Source organism: Flavobacterium cucumis, assembly GCF_900148835.1.
GTDB classification, from domain to species: Bacteria; Bacteroidota; Bacteroidia; order Flavobacteriales; family Flavobacteriaceae; genus Flavobacterium; species Flavobacterium cucumis.
In genome coordinates, this window is the sequence record NZ_FRYK01000004.1 from 84,849 (window position 1) to 103,440 (window position 18,592).

General features: G+C 34.4%; 17 protein-coding genes. 6 read left to right on the forward strand and 11 right to left on the reverse strand.

Annotation, left to right across the window (positions count from 1 at the left end; genetic code table 11):
- The first annotated feature begins 14 nt into the window (after nt 1-14).
- Complete coding sequence (locus BUE95_RS10855; protein ID WP_073584387.1) at nt 15-2,000, forward strand: TonB-dependent receptor plug domain-containing protein; 1,986 nt, start codon at nt 15-17, stop codon at nt 1,998-2,000.
- A 28-nt stretch (nt 2,001-2,028) separates the two neighbouring features.
- On the opposite strand, the gene BUE95_RS10860 is transcribed toward BUE95_RS10855, so the two are convergent.
- From BUE95_RS10860 to BUE95_RS10905, 10 genes are all read right to left on the reverse strand, one after another.
- The gene (locus tag BUE95_RS10860; protein ID WP_073584389.1) at nt 2,029-2,466 is read right to left on the reverse strand and encodes an RrF2 family transcriptional regulator; all 438 of its coding nucleotides are present in this window, start codon (nt 2,464-2,466) and stop codon (nt 2,029-2,031) included.
- An 86-nt stretch (nt 2,467-2,552) separates the two neighbouring features.
- Nucleotides 2,553-3,878, reverse strand: coding sequence for a cbb3-type cytochrome c oxidase subunit I (locus tag BUE95_RS10865; RefSeq protein ID WP_073584391.1), 1,326 nt, complete (start codon nt 3,876-3,878; stop codon nt 2,553-2,555).
- A complete protein-coding gene (locus BUE95_RS10870; RefSeq protein WP_073584393.1) occupies nt 3,875-4,306 on the reverse strand; it encodes a c-type cytochrome in 432 nt (143 codons plus the stop codon). The genes BUE95_RS10865 and BUE95_RS10870 overlap by 4 nt, the downstream gene beginning before the upstream one ends.
- On the reverse strand, nt 4,306-5,829 hold the full coding sequence (gene nadB / locus BUE95_RS10875; protein WP_073584395.1) for an L-aspartate oxidase: 1,524 nt from the start codon (nt 5,827-5,829) through the stop codon (nt 4,306-4,308). Before nadB ends, BUE95_RS10870 begins: the two co-directional genes overlap by 1 nt.
- A 6-nt stretch (nt 5,830-5,835) precedes the next feature.
- On the reverse strand, nt 5,836-6,771 hold the full coding sequence (gene nadA, locus BUE95_RS10880) for a quinolinate synthase NadA (RefSeq protein WP_073584397.1): 936 nt from the start codon (nt 6,769-6,771) through the stop codon (nt 5,836-5,838).
- Nucleotides 6,772-6,807: 36 nt separating this feature from the next.
- Nucleotides 6,808-7,242, reverse strand: coding sequence for an RrF2 family transcriptional regulator (locus tag BUE95_RS10885; protein WP_073584399.1), 435 nt, complete (start codon nt 7,240-7,242; stop codon nt 6,808-6,810).
- A 33-nt stretch (nt 7,243-7,275) separates the two neighbouring features.
- Nucleotides 7,276-7,998, reverse strand: a complete 723-nt coding sequence (locus tag BUE95_RS10890) for an anaerobic ribonucleoside-triphosphate reductase activating protein (RefSeq protein WP_084530283.1) — start codon at nt 7,996-7,998, stop codon at nt 7,276-7,278.
- Nucleotides 7,955-8,119 carry an anaerobic ribonucleoside-triphosphate reductase gene (nrdD, locus tag BUE95_RS13920; protein WP_073584401.1) on the reverse strand — a complete coding sequence of 55 codons (165 nt, stop codon included), beginning with the start codon at nt 8,117-8,119 and terminating at the stop codon, nt 7,955-7,957. Before nrdD ends, BUE95_RS10890 begins: the two co-directional genes overlap by 44 nt.
- On the reverse strand, nt 8,100-10,217 hold the full coding sequence (locus tag BUE95_RS10900; RefSeq protein ID WP_073584402.1) for a ribonucleoside triphosphate reductase: 2,118 nt from the start codon (nt 10,215-10,217) through the stop codon (nt 8,100-8,102). Before BUE95_RS10900 ends, nrdD begins: the two co-directional genes overlap by 20 nt.
- Before the next feature lie 193 nt (nt 10,218-10,410).
- On the reverse strand, nt 10,411-11,295 hold the full coding sequence (locus BUE95_RS10905; protein WP_073584404.1) for a pirin family protein: 885 nt from the start codon (nt 11,293-11,295) through the stop codon (nt 10,411-10,413).
- Nucleotides 11,296-11,490: 195 nt separating this feature from the next.
- Here BUE95_RS10905 and katG point away from each other — a divergent pair, with 195 nt between their 5' ends.
- The 5 genes from katG (at nt 11,491) to BUE95_RS10930 (ending at nt 16,859) form a co-directional block, all read left to right on the forward strand.
- Nucleotides 11,491-13,818, forward strand: a complete 2,328-nt coding sequence (gene katG / locus BUE95_RS10910) for a catalase/peroxidase HPI (protein WP_073584406.1) — start codon at nt 11,491-11,493, stop codon at nt 13,816-13,818.
- Nucleotides 13,819-14,018: 200 nt separating this feature from the next.
- The gene (locus BUE95_RS10915) at nt 14,019-14,246 is read left to right on the forward strand and encodes a hypothetical protein (RefSeq protein ID WP_073584408.1); all 228 of its coding nucleotides are present in this window, start codon (nt 14,019-14,021) and stop codon (nt 14,244-14,246) included.
- The gene (locus BUE95_RS10920; protein ID WP_073584410.1) at nt 14,239-15,465 is read left to right on the forward strand and encodes a type ISP restriction/modification enzyme; all 1,227 of its coding nucleotides are present in this window, start codon (nt 14,239-14,241) and stop codon (nt 15,463-15,465) included. The genes BUE95_RS10915 and BUE95_RS10920 overlap by 8 nt, the downstream gene beginning before the upstream one ends.
- Before the next feature lie 111 nt (nt 15,466-15,576).
- The gene (locus BUE95_RS10925; protein ID WP_073584412.1) at nt 15,577-16,035 is read left to right on the forward strand and encodes a DUF1905 domain-containing protein; all 459 of its coding nucleotides are present in this window, start codon (nt 15,577-15,579) and stop codon (nt 16,033-16,035) included.
- Nucleotides 16,036-16,154: 119 nt separating this feature from the next.
- Nucleotides 16,155-16,859 carry a hypothetical protein gene (locus tag BUE95_RS10930; protein ID WP_073584414.1) on the forward strand — a complete coding sequence of 235 codons (705 nt, stop codon included), beginning with the start codon at nt 16,155-16,157 and terminating at the stop codon, nt 16,857-16,859.
- Nucleotides 16,860-17,054: 195 nt separating this feature from the next.
- Here the strand turns inward: BUE95_RS10930 and lpdA are convergent, their stop codons facing one another.
- Complete coding sequence (gene lpdA, locus BUE95_RS10935) at nt 17,055-18,443, reverse strand: dihydrolipoyl dehydrogenase (RefSeq protein WP_073584416.1); 1,389 nt, start codon at nt 18,441-18,443, stop codon at nt 17,055-17,057.
- Nucleotides 18,444-18,592 lie beyond the last annotated feature (149 nt).

Sequence of the window (18,592 nt, forward strand, 5' to 3'; positions counted from 1 at the left end):
AAAATCTTTATATCATGAAAAAATTAGTTGTATTTTTTCTGTCACTTTCGTTTTGTTTTACTTTTAGTCAAGAAGTCGATTCTCTCAAAACTAAAGAACTTAAAGAAGTTTTGGTAGTAGGAACAAAAGCAGCTTTGCACGAAAAACAAACCAAAACACTTGCTACTTTAGACGAATTTCTGCAAAAATCAACCAAAGTAGATTTAATCAAAAGAGGTGCTTATGCTTGGGAACCCATCATCAACGGAATGGCAACCGAGCGTACCGTTGTTACCATCGACGGAATGCGAATCTTTGGTGCTTGTACTGATAAAATGGATCCAGTAACTTCTTATTTTGAAGTTTCTAATTTATCAGAAGCAACGATTTCTTCAGGTCAACAAGGCAGTTGTCATGGAAATACGATTGGTGGTTCGATTGATTTAAAAAGAAGCCAACGCCAATTTACTAATGCGGGATGGGAATTTTTTGTCAACTCAGGTTATGAAACGAATAACCGTCAGAAAATCATAGGCTCAGCCATCAATTATGCTGATAGTTTGTTTTATGTGGATACTGATGTAATGTTTCGCGATGCCGAAAATTATAGAGCGGGAAACAATAAAGAAATTGAGTTTTCACAATTCAGAAAATTGAATTTATCTGCTACTTCGGGATATAAATTAGCATCAAACAAAAACATTGAAGCTTCAGTAATTTTTGATAGAGCTACCGATGTCGGTTATCCTGCGTTACCAATGGATGTTTCGTTGGCGGAAGCATTGATTACTTCGGTAAAATTCAATTACAAACCAAGTTTTGATTCAATCGATAATTGGGAAACCAAACTCTATTTTAATACAATTACGCACACTATGGACGACACCAAACGCCCTGATGTGCCGATTCACATGGACATGCCAGGTTGGAGCGACACGTATGGTTTTTATTCCAAAATAAATGGGAAGTACAAAAAACATCAATTTTTGGCCAATTTGAATTCATTTTACAATCGTTCTGTTGCGGAAATGACGATGTATCCTTCTGATCCAAACGAAAACTTAATGTTTATGTATACTTGGCCGGATGTTCGTACCTTATATTCTGGAATTTATTTGGAAGATAATTATGAAATCAATTGTCACTCCAATATAAAAACCAATGCAAATTTAGGTTTTCATAATAACAATGTTGCAAGTGATTTCGGCTTACAAAGTTTACAGATTTTCTATCCAGAAATGCAAGCCTCAAAATCTCGATTCCTGAAAAGTATTTCCACTAATTATTTCTATAACAAAGACGGAATTTCATATGGATTCGGAATGGGGTATGGCGAACGCGCTCCATCAGTTTCAGAAGGGTATGGTTTTTATTTATTCAACAGTTTTGACGGATTTGATTACATCGGAAATCCCAATTTAAAAAACGAAAAATCATTAGAAGGAAATGCCAATATTGGTTTCAAAAATTCGAAATGGCAAACCAAAATATCAGCATCGTATTTTCATATTTACGATTATATCATCGGAATTCCTGATGCTTCGGTAGCGCCTATGACTATTGGTGCCAATGGAGTTAAAATCTATACCGCTTTAGATTTTGCGACTATTTTATCAGCTGATTTTACGGTAAGTTATCAATTATCAGATTTCTGGATTTGGAAAGGACAATTCGTCTATAACTTAGGAAAAGACAATGAGAATAACGGTTTGCCTTTTATGAGTCCGTTTAATTACATGACTTCTTTAAGCTTTAGACCAGGAAAATTCAGTTCGGAATTACAACTAAAAGGAAATGCTACACAAACCGAGTACAACGCTTTTTATGGTGAAGACAAAACACCTGATTATGCAATTGTAAATGCCAATTTTGGTTATAAATTCACTTTTGAGAAATCAAAAATGATCTTTAATACAGGTGTTGAAAATCTTTTAGATGCCAACTACACTACTTATACTGATTGGAACAACCTTCCAAGAATGGGACGAAATATCTTTATGAATTTGATGTTTCAGTTTTAAAAATACTGCCGTTTAGAAGAATTGGTTTTTATAACGATTTCAAGAACGTTTCTCCTGATTTAATTCCTAAAGCTAATTCTTCTAAATTCGTAGTTTCTAGCATATGTGCTAATTCATCTCGAATGCTCTTAAATTTATCATGTACTGGACAAGGGTGTGTTTCAGAACATTGTGATAATCCAAGACCACATCCATGAAAAACTGCATCGCCATCAATAGCGTCAACAATTTCAACTAAATAAGTTGTAGCGATATTTTTTTTAGGAATATAAAAACCACCATTGACACCTTTTACAGAATCAATAATTCCAGATTTTACTAAAATTTGTAGAATTTTTGCTGTAAATGCTTGTGGTGAATCGATTTCTTTAGCGATATCAACAAATCCTACCTTATTTTCCTCTAAGGAGTGTTTAGCAATAAAAATTGCCGCTTTTATGGCATAATTACATGATTTCGAAAACATAAGGAATAGTAATTTAGTAATTTGCAAAGATACGATGGAATTATGATATTTTGTCCGATTTATAGTAACCTATTTTTAGAATGTAATTAAGACTCTGGTTCTAATTTGTTTTTTTTATAAGATTGAATCAAAAGATAAATAAAAAAACTTGCCATACTAAACATCAGAATGGTTCCTAAAATGATGAAGGCTAAAACCCAATTTCCATTGGCGTTACTCATTTTACTAAAACTATCCGAAGTCAATCCAGCTTGCCAAATGGCACGTTGAATACCCATTTCAATTAATGAAATTAAAAACAACAACAATGTAACCTGTACTATCCAAAAGGTAACACTACCATACATACGCCATTTCGCCGAATTAAAAGTTGGCTTGATAAAGTAAAAAACACCTGCCAAAATAATCATCGTATTGATTCCAATTGTTGTTCCCATAGCATGGGCTACCGTAATATGTGTTCCATGTGTGTATAAGTTGATAGCAGGAATCGACATGAATAAGGCTAATGTTAAGTTTAGTGTTACCCAATAATCAGCCGCCATTAGAAATCGGTAAGGGAAGAAGTAATAAAACTGTTTGTTTTCTTTAATTTGCTGACTCCATTTATAGAAAATGCGAATCAAAATAATCCATTCGGTCATACTTACTGTATAAGCTATGTAATGAATGTATTTCTCAGTTGGAAGTAAGTAAATATGGTGTCCCCAATTGAACATCAAGTTAAACATACCTAAAAAATACATCGCAAAAGAAAGTTTTTGATAGGACGATTTTTCATCACCACTAATTTTTTCCATCAAATAAAAAGCAACACCATAAATGATTTGATTTATTGCACCCACAAGCGAACCATTTACTTTCCACTGAATCGTCATATCGGCTATGAAATGTTGTCTGAAGTAAGGGAAAATCCACAAATAATTTTCGATGAAAGTGAAAATAAAGAAGATAATTCCGGTAAACCACATCCAATAATAAACAGGCCATTTGAAAAAAAATCCAATTTGATGTAGGTAGAAAACTAAGAAAACAATAAAAGAAATAAAGATTGGCAAAGCCCAAACCGGATTGAATTCCCAATATTCTCTTCCACCAAAATCGCCAATAAAATAGCTATAGAAAATACCAATTAATGCAATTACCCATAGGGAAAAATGAAGATATTGTAAAAAAATACCAAAACGTGTGGTTTTCATTTTTGCAATAATTAGTGTTACAAAGCCCAGTCCAGCAGTTATGATGCCCAAATAAGCGCTGCTTACGTGAAGCGGACGAAGCGATAAAAATCCCATAACACCCGATTTTGGTTGGGTAATACGATAACTTTCGGATGCCAAATGTCCAAAAAACAAACCTAAAACAAACAATACAAGGGCTATTCTAATAAGCCAAATTCCAAAATTCTTCATTTCTTTTCTAAACTAAAAGTTCCTATTATTTCAGGTTGATAATCTTGTGGATTTGAGGTTCCTGTGGCATCAACATTTTTTAAAAAGTGTAAAAGTGCTTTCATTTCGTCATCCGAAATTTCAAAAGCAGGCATTTGTTTTACACCTGATTTTATGATGCCTTTGATATACGCTTCATTGTTGGCAGTTCTGGAATACACATTCGTTAAATCCGGACCCAAATAACCGCCTAAGCCATACAATTGATGACAAGTATGACAATTGTATTTTTGCCAAACGAGTCTACCTTCGGCTACTAAATGAAGTTCTTTCTTAGAATAGGGCGTTGGATTAAAAAAGGGAATAGCATATATCCAAATGCTAAACGCTAGAAAGCAAACGAAGAGTACCAAAAAAATGCGTTTTGGATGGATAAATAGATTCAGCATTACGAAATAGTTTTTTCTTTTTTAATTGATTTTACTCGGTATTTTTTGGGTAGACAATCTTTTAAAATGATTTCTGCGGTTTGAATCAAATTATAAGTTTCGCATAAAAACGGATGCGAATTATAATTTTTGAACTTCATTTTGAAACGTTTGCTCATTTCGGTGACCATTTCATATACTTTTTCGGTATTTTTTCCCGAAGTGTACAAAGCATCGTATTTCATGAAATGTTGCAGTTGATTTTTGAATTGCAAAATTTGGTCGTGATGAATGTTTTTATAACGAATGGGCGTAATTTCAGATTTATTTAATTTAATCGCATCTACTGAAGAAATTAGATGATTCGCTAAATCATGCGCATAAACAATCGCTTCTAATAATGAATTCGAAGCCAATCGATTGGCACCATGAAGTCCAGTGTGCGAACATTCTCCAATAGCGTAGAGTTGTTTGATGGAAGTGGCACCTGTTTCATCTACTACAATTCCACCACATTGATAATGAGCTGCAGGAGCTATCGGAATTAAATCTTTAGAAACGTCAATTCCGTTTTCAAAACAATAATTGTACACTTTTGGAAATTTTGTTTTGAAAGTTTCTATTGGTAAATGTCTAACATCAAGCCAAACGTGTTTTGAATGTTCTTTTTTCATTTGATCCGAAATGGCTTTCGAAACTACATCTCGAGTTGCTAATTCACCATCAGGATGGTATTGAAAAACAAAGCGTTCCATTTTTTGATTCAAAATATGAGCTCCAAATCCACGAATGGCTTCAGTAATTAAGAACGCCTGACTTTTATTAGGTTCGTAAAGTGCTGTGGGATGAAATTGAATGTATTTCATTTTTTCTAATTTAGCACCCGCTCGATACGCCATTGCCACACCATCTCCCGTAGATACAAATGGATTTGAAGTCACGCCAAACACTTGCCCAGAACCACCGGTAGCCAAAACAGTTGCTTTTGCTACGATGGAAGTCACTTCACTTTTTTCATCAAATCCTATGATTCCAATGCATTTTTGATTGTCTAGTAAAATATCCGTGGCAAAAAAGGAAGTTCTGATGGTAACATTCGCCAAATTTTGAACGACTTGAATCAACTTGGTTTCAATTTCTAATCCTGTTTTGTCTTTGTGGTGTACAATACGATTTTGGGAGTGACCGCCTTCTAATCCTAAATCCAAATCACCTGAATTATTTTTGTCTAATTCCACGCCCCATTGAATCAATTCTTGCAATCGGGCTGGAGCTTCGGTTATTACATGTTCTACAACTTTTTTATCGCAAAGACCTTTTCCTGCCAATAAAGTGTCTTGAATATGTTGTTGGTAACTGTCTTTGATAAAGTCGTGTACAACGGCAATTCCACCTTGAGCGTAATAGGTATTGCACTCGTCAATGGAAGTTTTGCTAAGTAAGGTAATTTGTAGTTTCGGATTTTGCTCGCTGAGATATTTCGCTAGAGATAATCCTGCTAATCCTGTGCCTACTATGAGTATATCGGTTTCTAAATTTTGCATGATGTTTTAGTTTAGCGCTAACATTCTTTGAATTGGAAGTAAAGCTTTTTCGATGATTTCGTTGTCCAAATGCACTTCCGGACTTTCATCTTGTAAACATTGATAGAGTTTTTCTAAGGTGTTGACTTTCATAAACGCACACTCGCTACATGCACAGGTATTGTCTTCTTTTGAAGGCGCTGGGATTAATGTTTTAGTTGGATTATCCAATTGCATTTGGTGTAAAATACCCGCTTCCGTGGCTACGATGAAAGTGTCGTTTGGATTGTTTTTTACATGATTCAACATGCCTGAAGTCGAACCTATGTAATGCGCTACTTTCAAAATATGCGTTTCCGATTCAGGATGCGCGATGATGTTAGCGGTTGGATGTTTTTTATATAAATCGATTAATTTTTCTAAAGAAAATGCTTCGTGAACAATGCAAGAACCTTCCCATAAAATCATATCTCTTCCAGTTTCAGCAATTAAGTATTTCCCTAAATTTTTATCAGGAGCAAACACGATAGGTTGATCTTCTGGAATAGATGCAATTACTTTTTTTGCATTGGAAGAAGTGCAAACAATATCGGTTAAGGTTTTAACTTCGGCTGTACAATTGATGTAGGTTACAACGGTATGATTCGGATATTTTTCTAAGAAAGCTTTGAATTCATTTGGCGGACAACCATCGGCAAGCGAACATCCTGCTTTTACATCGGGAACGATTACTTTTTTATTTGGATTGACAATTTTAGCCGTTTCTGCCATGAAATATACTCCGGCAAAAACGATAATATCCGCATCAACTTGCGATGCTTTTCTCGATAATTCTAAACTATCACCCACAAAATCAGCAATTTCTTGAATGGCTTCTTCTTGATAATAATGCGCTAGAATAACTGCATTTTTCCTTTTTTTCAATTCAAGAATTTTCTCTTTTAAATCCGATGTTGTTTTCATTAGAGGATGTTTTTATCTTTTATTTAATTAAATTTTTTAAAGCTTAAGGAAAGTCTCTCCGGTGTTGAATTCACTAATTAAATCCAAAAGAGAGGTTTCTTTCAGCGTTTTCTTCAAATTTTCACGTAATGGCTTATACTTATGATGAAAAGGACAGGGTTGTTTGTCGGAACAATCGTGAAGTCCTAAACTGCATCGGTCAAATAAGTCATTTCCGTCGATAGCTTTCACGAGCTGATCTAACTTAATGTGTTTCAATTGTACCTTTTCGATTTCAAATCCACCGCCATTTCCTTTAATCGATTTTATGATGTCGGCTTTTACTAAACGCTGTAATATTTTAGCTGTAAAAGGTTCTGGCGATTCAATTTTTCTAGCAATGTCTCGAATACCGCAACGCTTGCCAGCAGACGATTCTGAGGCAATGTAAATGGTAGCTCGTATGGCATATTCACAAGTTTTTGAAAACATAGATAAAATTTACACAAAGTTAGGCATTTTAAATCATCGAAATATGATTTTAGTCATATTCTGATGGATATCCTTTTCCGAAATGGATTGCGAATCGGGTAGTGGTGCAATCGTGTTTTGATAATTTCTGAAATTTTGAATGTAATAGTTTCTATCGTAGCCTAATTCCAATAAAACGTCTTGCATTGCAACAATATCCTCTAGATTCAATAAAGAGGAATGATAAGTAGTTCGTACTTCAAACGGAATGGAACTCGCTTGAAGCAAATCAAAACAACTTAGAAATTGAGCATAAAAATCAGCTTTTGTAATCGCAAAAAATTTCTCTTTCGGACCTTTAAAATCCAAAGCCACATAATCGATGAGCTGTTCTTCTATTAGTTTTTTAAGTACTTTGGGTTGACTTCCATTCGTGTCCACTTTGATTAAAAACCCTAAACTTTTTACTAATTTTATGAATGGAATTATGTCTTTGTGAATCAAACATTCGCCACCGCTAAAAACTACAGCATCCAACAAATTGCTTCTCGATTTTAAAAACGAAATGATTTCGGAAAAGTAAAAAGCCCCTTTTCCGAAAACTATTTCGGGATTGTAACAATAATCACATTTCATATTACACCCTGCAAACCATAAGATACAAGCCGATTTATCGGGATAATCTAATAGAGTGAAGGGTGTAAAACTATGAATGGCTTTTTTGTTTAGAAAATCAAGATTTACATTCTCTAAAGTGGGTTCGTTGTTTGTGTTCACCTTTTTTTCCAATATTAAAACTTTCTACGGGTCTGTGATAGCCCATTACTCGTGTATAAACCAAACATTTGGTTCTTTTTTCATGGTGTTGAAGCAAAGCTTCAGTGGTTTGTGTTTGCATAAGATGTTGTATTTAAGGTTGCTAATAATTCTTCATCGCATTTAGGACAATATTCGTGTTCGCCATTCAAATAGCCGTGTTTCGGACAAACGCTAAAAACTGGGGTCACCGTGATATAGGGCAATTTGAAATTTGTAATCACTTTTTTAATGAAATTTCGACATGCTTCTACCGAACTCAATTTTTCATTCATGTATAGATGTAAAACCGTTCCTCCAGTATATTGACATTGTAAATTGTCTTGCAATAACAAAGCTTCAAACGGATCTTCAGTATAATCAACGGGTAATTGCGAACTGTTCGTATAGTAAATATTTTCACCTTCACCTGCTTGAATAATGTCAGAATAACGTTTTTTATCTTCTTTAGCAAAACGATATGTAGTACCTTCTGCTGGTGTCGCTTCTAAGTTGTACAAATTCCCTGTTTCTTCTTGATAAGCTCTCATTTTGGTTCGAATGTGTTCCAAAATTTCGGTTGCGAATGCCATTCCGTAATCCGAAACAATGTCTTCTTTTCCGTCGGTGAAATTTTGAATCATTTCGTTAATTCCGTTCACACCAATTGTAGAGAAGTGGTTTCTAAAGTGTGGTAAATAACGTTTGGTATATGGAAATAATCCTCTATCATACATTTCTTGAATGAAAACGCGTTTTTTCTCTAAAGTTGCTTTCGAAATTGCTAACAAACGATCTAAATCGGAATATAATTTGGCTTTGTTGGCTTTGTTTAGATAACCTAATCTTGCCATATTGATGGTTACGACGCCAATACTTCCCGTCATTTCAGCACTACCAAATAAACCGTTTCCTCTTTTTAATAATTCGCGTAAATCGAGTTGTAAACGGCAACACATACTTCGTACAGCATTGGGTTTGTAGGCATTTGGATTTTCAATTTTATTACCGTTTTCATCATACGTATATTGACTTCCAATAAAATTTTGGAAATAAGACGAACCTATTTTAGCGGTATTTTCGAAAAGAATATCGGTGTTTTCTCCGTACCAATCAAATTCTTCGGTAATGTTAACCGTTGGAATTGGAAAGGTGAACGGTTGTCCATGCGCATCGCCTTCGGTCATAACTGTATAATACGCTTTATTGATGAGATTCATTTCTTTTTGAAAATGTTCGTAGCGCATTTGAGTTATATCTGAAACACCTCTTTCTTGGGCTCTTTTAATGATTTCTTCTGAAGCGATACCTTTGAAAAGATGTTGCTCGTTTCGTGTTGGGATTTGGTCCTTTAAATCATCCGGAACTACCCAATCCAAAGTAATATTCGTAAATGGTGATTGGCCCCATCGTGCTGGCACATTCAAATTGTAAACAAAACTTCGAATCGCTTTTAAAACGTCGTCATACGATAAATTATCTTTGAAAACATAAGGAGCTAAATAGGTGTCAAACGAACTAAACGCTTGAGCTCCGGCCCATTCGCTTTGTAAAATTCCTAGGAAATTAGCCATTTGTCCTAATGCTTCTCTGAAATGATTAGGAGGACGACTTTCCACTCGACCACGAACTCCGTTAAAACCTTCATTTAGTAAAACACGTAAACTCCAACCCGCACAATAACCCGTTAAGCAATCTAAATCGTGAATGTGAATGTCTCCGTTTCGATGCGCATAACCTTCTTCTTTCGAATAAACTTTGTCTAACCAATAATTCGCAATGATTTTTCCAGCGACATTATTGACTAAACCTGCATTGGAATAGGAAGTATTAGCGTTGGCATTGATGCGCCAATCGGTTTGGTTGGTATATTCTTCTATGGTTTGGGTGCTGTCGACATAAGTGGTATCGTCATTTAATCCTAAAACGTGTTCGCGTTGCAGTTTTCTAGTATGACGGAACAACATGAAAGAACGCATCACTTCATAATGCCCATATTCGTAAAGTGTTTTCTCAATCTTGTCTTGAATATCTTCAACGGCCCATGTATCTTGATGCGATAACAATTGGAATACCGTTTCTATAACTTTTGTATTTAAAGTTTCGCTTACACTAGCAAAAGCTTTTGCGATAGCTTCTTCTATTTTGAAAGGCTCAAATGGGAGATAGGTGCCATTTCGTTTGATTACAAATTTGTCCATAGTGTAGAATTTAAATGTGGTATGGAACAAATTTAATTATTAAAAAGACTTTTTAGTCTTATTTGAATAAATAGTAATCAACAATTTATGTTTTATTTTTGTTGATAAGTTTTTTGAATTTATCAAAAGGTTTTCAAACCATGAAGTTCTTGTTTCACAGTAGATTATCAAATAAGTAAGAAAAAATAAGGTGTTATTTAAAGCCTTTTACTTCGGGTAAAGGAACCCATTGGGTTTCATTAGGAACTTTTGGGAAACGTTGTGCTTTCCAATCTTCCTTGGCTTTCTCGATAACATTTTTATCAGTGTGAACAAAATTCCAATAGATAAAGTGTTCTTCAGGGAAAGCCTCTCCACCAAAAAGGTAAAGGGTAGTATTTTCCGCCATTTCAAAAGCACAAAGGGAACTTTCTTTAGCAATTAAAATTTGTTTGTTTTCGTAGCGATTTCCATCATTACTAATACTTCCCTCTAATATATACATCGCGACGTCTCCATATAATTCTTTACCAATATTTAAAGAAGCTTTTTCATTACTTTTAATTTCAATAAAATATAACGGACTGTGAACAGGTACAGGTGATGTTCTTCCGAAAGCTTCCCCTGCAATCAGTTTAAAATAAACTTTGTCTTGCTTCCAATTCGGAATTTCTTTTGCTTCAACATGGGTAAATGAGGGTTCGCAATTTTCTAAATTTTTAGGTAATGCGACCCAAATCTGTAATCCATGCAAACTTTTGTCGGTTGTTCGCAAATATTCAGGAGTTCTTTCAGAATGCACCACCCCTTTTCCAGCAGTCATCCAATTTACCGCTCCAGGTTGGATCTCTAATTCGGTACCCAAACTATCGCGATGCATAATAGCACCTTCAAACAAATAGGTCAGCGTCGATAAACCAATATGAGGATGTGGAGGAACATCTAAGTTCTGATAATCTTTGAGTTTTGCAGGGCCCATATGATCAATGAAGACAAAAGGTCCAACCGCTCTTTTTTCTTTAAAGGGTAATAATCTACCGACTAAAAAATTTCCTATATCGGCGGCTTTTTCTTCTATGATGAGTTGAATATTTGACATAATAAATTATTGAATAATAAAAATACAAAATTTATGCATGCAATTCGGCTAAAATTTAACTATAATGAAAAGTTATTTTATGCTACTGGTTTTTATAATTAAAATCTATACTTAAATAAGAAATAACATTTTAAAATTAAAATATTCTTGTCAAAGAAATCAGAAATTTGGACTACAAAAAAAATAATTAATCTTATGAAAAAAGTATTACTAACAACCAGTTTATTTCTTAGTTTATTTTCAATAGCTCAAGAAACGATGACTTGTCCGGTTACAGGTAAAACCATTACTGTGAGTAAAGAGAATCCTCATGGTGGTCCCAACGCTACAGATTACAACAATGGACAGGGCAAATCAATTGGAACCAAAACTGCTTCTAAAGGAAGTACTACTGTGGATAAAAACAAACAATGGTGGCCTAATCAATTGAATTTGAACGTACTTCGTCAGAATTCGGAGTTGTCTGATCCTATGGGAACTCAATTTGATTATGCGAAAGAATTCCAATCATTAGATTATAACGCTTTGAAAAAAGATTTGACTGCTTTAATGACGCAATCACAAGAGTGGTGGCCTGCTGATTTTGGTCATTATGGAGGATTGTTCATTCGTATGGCATGGCACAGTGCGGGAACTTACAGAACAGGAGACGGAAGAGGAGGAACTCGTGCTGGACAACAACGTTTTGCACCACAAAATAGTTGGCCTGACAATGGTAACTTAGACAAAGCGCGACGTTTGTTATGGCCAATCAAACAAAAATATGGAAACAAGATTTCATGGGCAGATTTGATGATATTAACTGGAAATGTAGCATTAGAATCAATGGGATTCAAAACGTTTGGATTTGCTGGAGGTAGAGAAGACGTTTGGGAGCCAGAATCGCATGTATATTGGGGACCAGAAACGAAGTGGTTAGATGATAAACGTTATTCAGAAGGAAGAAAATTAGAAAATCCTTTAGCAGCAGTACAAATGGGATTAATTTATGTAAATCCAGAAGGACCTAATGGAAACCCTGACCCAGTTTTAGCGGCTAAAGATATTCGCGAAACCTTCGGAAGAATGGGGATGAACGATGAAGAAACAGTAGCTTTAATTGCAGGTGGGCACACATTAGGAAAAACACACGGTGCTGGTGATGCTAAACACGTGGGACCAGAGCCAGAAGCTGCTCCAATTGAAGAACAAGGATTTGGATGGAAAAGCAGTTATAAATCTGGTAAAGGAACGGATGCTATTACTTCTGGTTTAGAAGTAACTTGGACGTCTACTCCAGCAAAATGGAGCCATGATTACTTAACATTCTTATTTAAATACGATTGGGAATTAACTACCAGTCCGGCTGGTGCAAAACAATGGGTTGCAAAAACAGATGATAAAATTATCCCAGATGCCTTTGACAAAAATAAAATGCACAAACCTTATATGTTAACTACAGATTTATCATTAAGATACGATCCAATATACGAGAAGATATCAAGACGATTCTTGGCTGATGAAAATGCTTTCAATGATGCTTTTGCTCGTGCTTGGTTTAAGTTAACACATCGCGATATGGGTCCTAAGACCACTTATTTAGGTCCAGAAGCACCAAAAGAAGATTTAATTTGGCAAGATCCAATTCCTGCTGTAAATCATAAATTGGTAAACGAAAAAGACATCAAAGGATTAAAAATGCAAATTTTAGCTTCTGGATTAACGATTCAAGATATGGTTTCGGTTGCTTGGGCTTCGGCTTCTACTTACAGAGGTTCAGATAGAAGAGGTGGTGCTAATGGGGCGCGCATTCGTTTGGAGCCACAAAGAAGTTGGGAAGTAAACAATCCTGTACAATTAAACCGTGTTCTATCGGCTTTAGAGAAAATTCAGGCTGATTTTAATTCAAAATCAAAAGATAAAAAAGTTTCTATTGCTGATTTAATTGTTTTAGCTGGAAATGTAGGGGTAGAGCAGGCAGCTAGAAATGCAGGTTATAATGTTCAAGTTCCTTTTACTCCAGGCAGAATGGATGCCTCTCAAGAACAAACCGATGTAAATTCATTTGCAGTATTAGAGCCACAAGCAGACGGATTTCGTAATTACTTAAAAACAAAATATACGGTTTCAACAGAAGAATTATTAGTAGATAAAGCACAATTATTAACGTTAACAGCTCCTGAAATGACTGTTTTAGTAGGGGGTATGAGAGCTTTAAATGCTAACTATGATGGTTCTAAACATGGTATTTTCTCAACTAATAAAGACAAATTAAACAATGATTTCTTTGTGAATTTATTAGCAATGGGAACTTCATGGAAAGCTACATCAGATGATCAAGAATTGTTCGAAGGAAGAAACATGAATACGAATGAATTAAAATGGACAGCAACTCGTGCCGATTTGATCTTTGGTTCTAATTCTGAATTAAGAGCTATTGCTGAGGTATATGCACAAGAAGACAACAAACAAAAATTTGTAAACGACTTCGTCGTTGCTTGGAATAAAGTTATGAATTTAGATCGTTTTGATTTAAAAAAGTAACTTTTACTAACCCCAATTTTAAAGCCTGTAAACTATATGTTTATAGGCTTTTTTTATAATTATTACACTCTTCTAATATTGTATTTTGTTTCGATTTTTAAAGATTTAAATTTAATTTATAATATTTTGGGTTAATTTTTTATCCAAAGCCATAGGTAGTTTTTTGATCTAGATTGTATGGGTGTTTTTTTTTCTTATGTTTGATAACATCAGAATTTAATTGCCTGCCTAATGATTCTAAAGGGTTAATTATCAGTATTAATATGGTTTGTGAAAAAGGGAATATTTATGAAAACTCGTATCGTATCGATTTGCAAAATCTTTTGATACCTCTTTTATTGGATTTTTTTGTAGCGAATGGCTTTTCAATTCTAGATTTAGATAAGTCTGATGATGTATTAACGTATAAAAATGAGATGTATGGTTAGTAAAGATTATTTCGAAACATCAAATTATAATTTAGGTTTTTCAATTAGAGATATTTTTTTAAAGAACAATTTTGATTTAGTTTTAGTAGAATCTGATGAATTAATTATGCTTGATGGCTTTAAGCCTTCTGAAAGAACCTTATTTGAATTGCCTATTTTAGATCTAAAAGAAATGATAACAAAATGTAATTTTAGTGAGAATCAATTAGCTAAAATCATAAATGCAATAAAAGAGATTAAAGAGAATGAGGTTACTATTTACCCAATAAATTATAGCCCTTTTGACATAAAGTATGGTGTTTTTACCGATTTATCTAATAATATGATGGGAAGATCTATAAATTCTACTGTAAAGCATTTCATACAAGGTAAAAATATCGGTTTAGTAGTTTCTAGAACAGTTTTTGATAATTATGACATTCAAATAACAAATACAATTATAGAAAAAAGAATTATGGCTGCCTCAGAAGCTGATATTCCTACTGTTTATCCATTATATATTTATGCTCACAAAAACGACCAAAAAAATTTATTAATCAACACTCCTCGCACACCTAATCTCAATAGGGTACTTGTAGATGCTATAGCAAAAGGATTGGATTTACAGTTTGTACCTGAAAAAGTAGAAGGAAATGTCTGCATGGCAAATAATTCCGAGGTTCGAGATGAGTTTAGAACCACATTTGCTCCAATAGATTTGTTAGATTACATCTATGCGGTGTTGCATTCACCAACCTACAGAGAAACGTATAAAGAATTTTTAAAAATAGATTTTCCTAGAGTGCCGTATCCATTTAGAGACGCGATTAATCGCGTCTGTACAAAAGAAGAAATTACCAATTTTTGGCAATTAGTAGCATTAGGTGGCGAGTTACGTCAAATTTATTTGTTAGAAAGTTTAGCTGTAGAAAAATACATTACACAATATCCGAATGACGGAAATAATGTGGTTGGTAAAATACATTTTGAAAACAATAGAGTATATATCAATTACGATAAAGCTTCCCCTTTGGGGATTGAGGGGCTTCAATATTTCGCAAACGTTCCTGAAGTAGCTTGGAACTGTTACATTGGCGGTTACCAACCCGCCCAAAAATGGATAAAAGACCGCATAGGCCGTGAACTAAGTATTGATGAAATTTTCTATTATCAAAAAATCATTGTAGCGTTATCAGAAACGGATAGAATAACGAAGGAAGTTGATAAAATTAAGATATAATTAAGTAGATGTAGACTCGAGCTAAGCGATCAGGAGAAGCAAATAAGATGCTGAAACATCCCGAAGCGTCGGGACTGTCCGACAGAGAATATAGATTAATTGAGATGTAATATGCAAATTATCATAGAAAACGAACTTTTAGAATTACAATATATTCCAGGCAATGGAGCTTGGACTTATCAATTGATTGTTCCCTATACCAAAGATATTAAAGGTAAATGGGGAGATTTAAAAGTTTCGGGAACAATTGATGGTTATGCCATTCAGCATAAGAATTTAGGACCTGTAAAAAATGGTGATAAAAAGTTAGCTATTAATGCTGAAATACGGGAAGCTATTCATAAAAAAGCTGGCGATAAAGTATTGGTGACATTGTATTTAGAAGATACCCAAAAAACTGATGTGCAAACCATTTTAGATTGTTTTGATGAGGCCAATGTTTTGCAGCTTTTTCAAAAACAGGATAAAAAGTATCAGAGAGAACTTCTGCAGTCGATAATAGATTTAGCAACAGAAGAGCAACAAGTTGCTAGGATAGTTCAGGTAATAAAAATTTTAGAAAGGGATTGAGTTAGGTGTATCGGTTACCTACTTTTAAATCTGATTGCCGAAGCGAATGACTAATAACCAGTTCTTTTAGTAACATTATTATATTTCTTAGAATACTTTTATGATTACAAATTTAAAAAATGAAAAATAGCAAAAATTCTTTTACAGAAGCAGCCCATTCTTTAGATATAATTGACAAGATGTATATGCGATGGAATTGCAAATGGCCGAAGTTTATGTCTTTTGATCAAACGGTATCTTGGTTTAAAGAGAAGGAGTTGATTAAACAATCGATTTGGAATGAGATATTGAGTAGCCCAGGGAAATTGCATATTCGATTTGATGGATTTGAATCGGGTAATGGTGTGATATTTTTTGATGATATCGTTCATTTTTTTGAAAATGGAAATCAAGTTAAATCTGCATTTAGAATAAATCAATCGTTGTTGTTAGGTTTTGATGTTTATCATCAAGAACCTAGTATTACACGAGATAAAATTAAAAAGTTGGGAATTGATTTATCGAAACAATATGAAATTGAAGATGAAGAGGGTAGACTTAATCTGGTTATTGGAACCACGGATTCTTTAGATGTAAAATCTCCTCAATTTTGGATTGACAAAGACGCGTTGTATTTAACAAGAGTTATAGTAGATCATGATAAGCATACGGATATTTTTTTTAAAAATTATGAGATGATAGCCAATTTCCCAGTTGCTACTAAAATTATTTTTGAGATTGACAATGAACTCGCTATGGTTGAGGAGTATTTCAACATTCGATTTCTAGAAGACATTGATGAGGCTATTTTTTTACAAGATAATTTCGAAAAAGTAAGATGGTAATCCCGTTGGTTGTAATTGGTTTTCATTTTTGGTATGAATGAGTGATAGGCTCTCAAGTTCATTACATTTTTTAAATAAAAAAGCATAACAAAAGTATAAGAAAGCATTTTTGTTATAGTACCATAAAAAAAGTCCGATTTGCAATTGCAAATCGGACTTTTCTCTATTCTGTACTTAAAAATTCGTATCTCGTATTTACAAGTGAATCACTTCACCATAAGCATCTGCTACAGCTTCCATAACCGCTTCACTCATCGTTGGATGCGGGTGGACTGCTTTTAAGATTTCGTGTCCTGTAGTTTCAAGTTTACGAGCTACAACCGCTTCAGCAATCATATCGGTAACGCCAGCGCCAATCATGTGGCAACCTAACCATTCGCCGTATTTCGCATCAAAAATTACTTTTACAAATCCGTCAGGAGTTCCCGCTGCTTTTGCTTTTCCTGAAGCTGAAAACGGGAATTTACCCACTTTAATATCGTATCCTTTTTCTTTTGCTTGCTTCTCAGTCATCCCCACAGAAGCAATTTCTGGAGTGGCATACGTACAACCAGGAATGTTTCCGTAATCTAACGCTTCAACATGTAAACCTGCAATTTTTTCCACACATAAAATACCTTCAGCCGAAGCTACGTGCGCTAAAGCTTGTCCTGGTGTTACGTCACCAATTGCGTAGTAACCTGGAACGTTTGTTTGGTAATATGCGTTTACTAAAATTTTATCTCTATCGGTAGCAATACCCGTTTCTTCTAATCCGATGTTTTCGATGTTGGTTTTAATTCCAACTGCTGATAATAGGATATCGGCTTCTAAAACTTCTTCTCCTTTTGCTGTTTTTACGAATGCTTTAACTCCGTTTCCAGAAGTATCAATTCTTTCTACAGAAGAATTTGTCATTACGTTGATTCCTGCTTTTTTCAACGAACGCTCAAATTGTTTTGAGATGTCTTCGTCTTCTACTGGAACTACGTTTGGCATGAATTCGACAATGGTAACTTCAGTTCCCATTGCGTTATAGAAATGAGCAAACTCAACTCCAATCGCACCAGAACCTACTACAATCATTTTCTTTGGTTGTTCCGCTAACGTCATCGCTTGGCGGTAACCGATTACTTTTTTACCATCTTGAGGTAAGTTTGGTAATTCGCGAGAACGCGCTCCTGTTGCAATGATGATATGATCTGCAGCATATTCCGTAACTTTTCCATCAGCAGCAGTAACATCAACTTTTTTACCAGGTTTTACTTTTCCGAAACCATCAATAACGTCAATTTTATTTTTCTTCATCAAGAATTGAACCCCTTTGCTCATTCCTTCTGCTACATCACGAGAACGTTTTACAACAGCAGAAAAATCTTTGTCAAATTCCTTAACGGTTAATCCGTAATCTGAAGCATGTTTTAGGTAATCAAAAACTTGAGCTGATTTTAATAATGCTTTCGTTGGGATACAACCCCAATTCAAACAAATTCCACCCAAATTTTCTTTTTCGATGACGGCTACTTTAAAGCCTAATTGTGATGCTCTAATAGCGGTTACATAACCACCAGGACCACTTCCTAAAACTATGATATCGTATTTCATTTTTAAAAGTATTTCAGTTTTTTATAAGTTGCGAATTTAAGGAAATTAAATTAAATAACCTTCAAAATTCAAATTCCAAAATTCAAATAAATTATCATTTCAGGAACATAGATTTAAGAAATTTTAAAAAGTACTAATTCTTTTTTAAT

Excerpts from the sequence above, each read along its gene's own strand:
- nadA (WP_073584397.1), bottom strand. The coding sequence starts at position 6,771 with ATGAAAACAACATCGGATTTAAAAGAGAAAATTCTTGAATTGAAAAAA.
- nadB (WP_073584395.1), bottom strand. The coding sequence starts at position 5,829 with ATGCAAAATTTAGAAACCGATATACTCATAGTAGGCACAGGATTAGCA.
- BUE95_RS10900 (WP_073584402.1), bottom strand. The coding sequence starts at position 10,217 with ATGGACAAATTTGTAATCAAACGAAATGGCACCTATCTCCCATTTGAG.
- BUE95_RS10865 (WP_073584391.1), bottom strand. The coding sequence starts at position 3,878 with ATGAAGAATTTTGGAATTTGGCTTATTAGAATAGCCCTTGTATTGTTT.
- BUE95_RS10925 (WP_073584412.1), top strand. The coding sequence starts at position 15,577 with ATGCAAATTATCATAGAAAACGAACTTTTAGAATTACAATATATTCCA.
- BUE95_RS10885 (WP_073584399.1), bottom strand. The coding sequence starts at position 7,242 with ATGTTTTCAAAAACTTGTGAATATGCCATACGAGCTACCATTTACATT.
- BUE95_RS10870 (WP_073584393.1), bottom strand. The coding sequence starts at position 4,306 with ATGCTGAATCTATTTATCCATCCAAAACGCATTTTTTTGGTACTCTTC.
- BUE95_RS10920 (WP_073584410.1), top strand. The coding sequence starts at position 14,239 with ATGGTTAGTAAAGATTATTTCGAAACATCAAATTATAATTTAGGTTTT.
- katG (WP_073584406.1), top strand. The coding sequence starts at position 11,491 with ATGAAAAAAGTATTACTAACAACCAGTTTATTTCTTAGTTTATTTTCA.
- BUE95_RS10905 (WP_073584404.1), bottom strand. The coding sequence starts at position 11,295 with ATGTCAAATATTCAACTCATCATAGAAGAAAAAGCCGCCGATATAGGA.
- BUE95_RS10930 (WP_073584414.1), top strand. The coding sequence starts at position 16,155 with ATGAAAAATAGCAAAAATTCTTTTACAGAAGCAGCCCATTCTTTAGAT.
- BUE95_RS10860 (WP_073584389.1), bottom strand. The coding sequence starts at position 2,466 with ATGTTTTCGAAATCATGTAATTATGCCATAAAAGCGGCAATTTTTATT.
- BUE95_RS10855 (WP_073584387.1), top strand. The coding sequence starts at position 15 with ATGAAAAAATTAGTTGTATTTTTTCTGTCACTTTCGTTTTGTTTTACT.
- nrdD (WP_073584401.1), bottom strand. The coding sequence starts at position 8,119 with ATGCAAACACAAACCACTGAAGCTTTGCTTCAACACCATGAAAAAAGA.
- lpdA (WP_073584416.1), bottom strand. The coding sequence starts at position 18,443 with ATGAAATACGATATCATAGTTTTAGGAAGTGGTCCTGGTGGTTATGTA.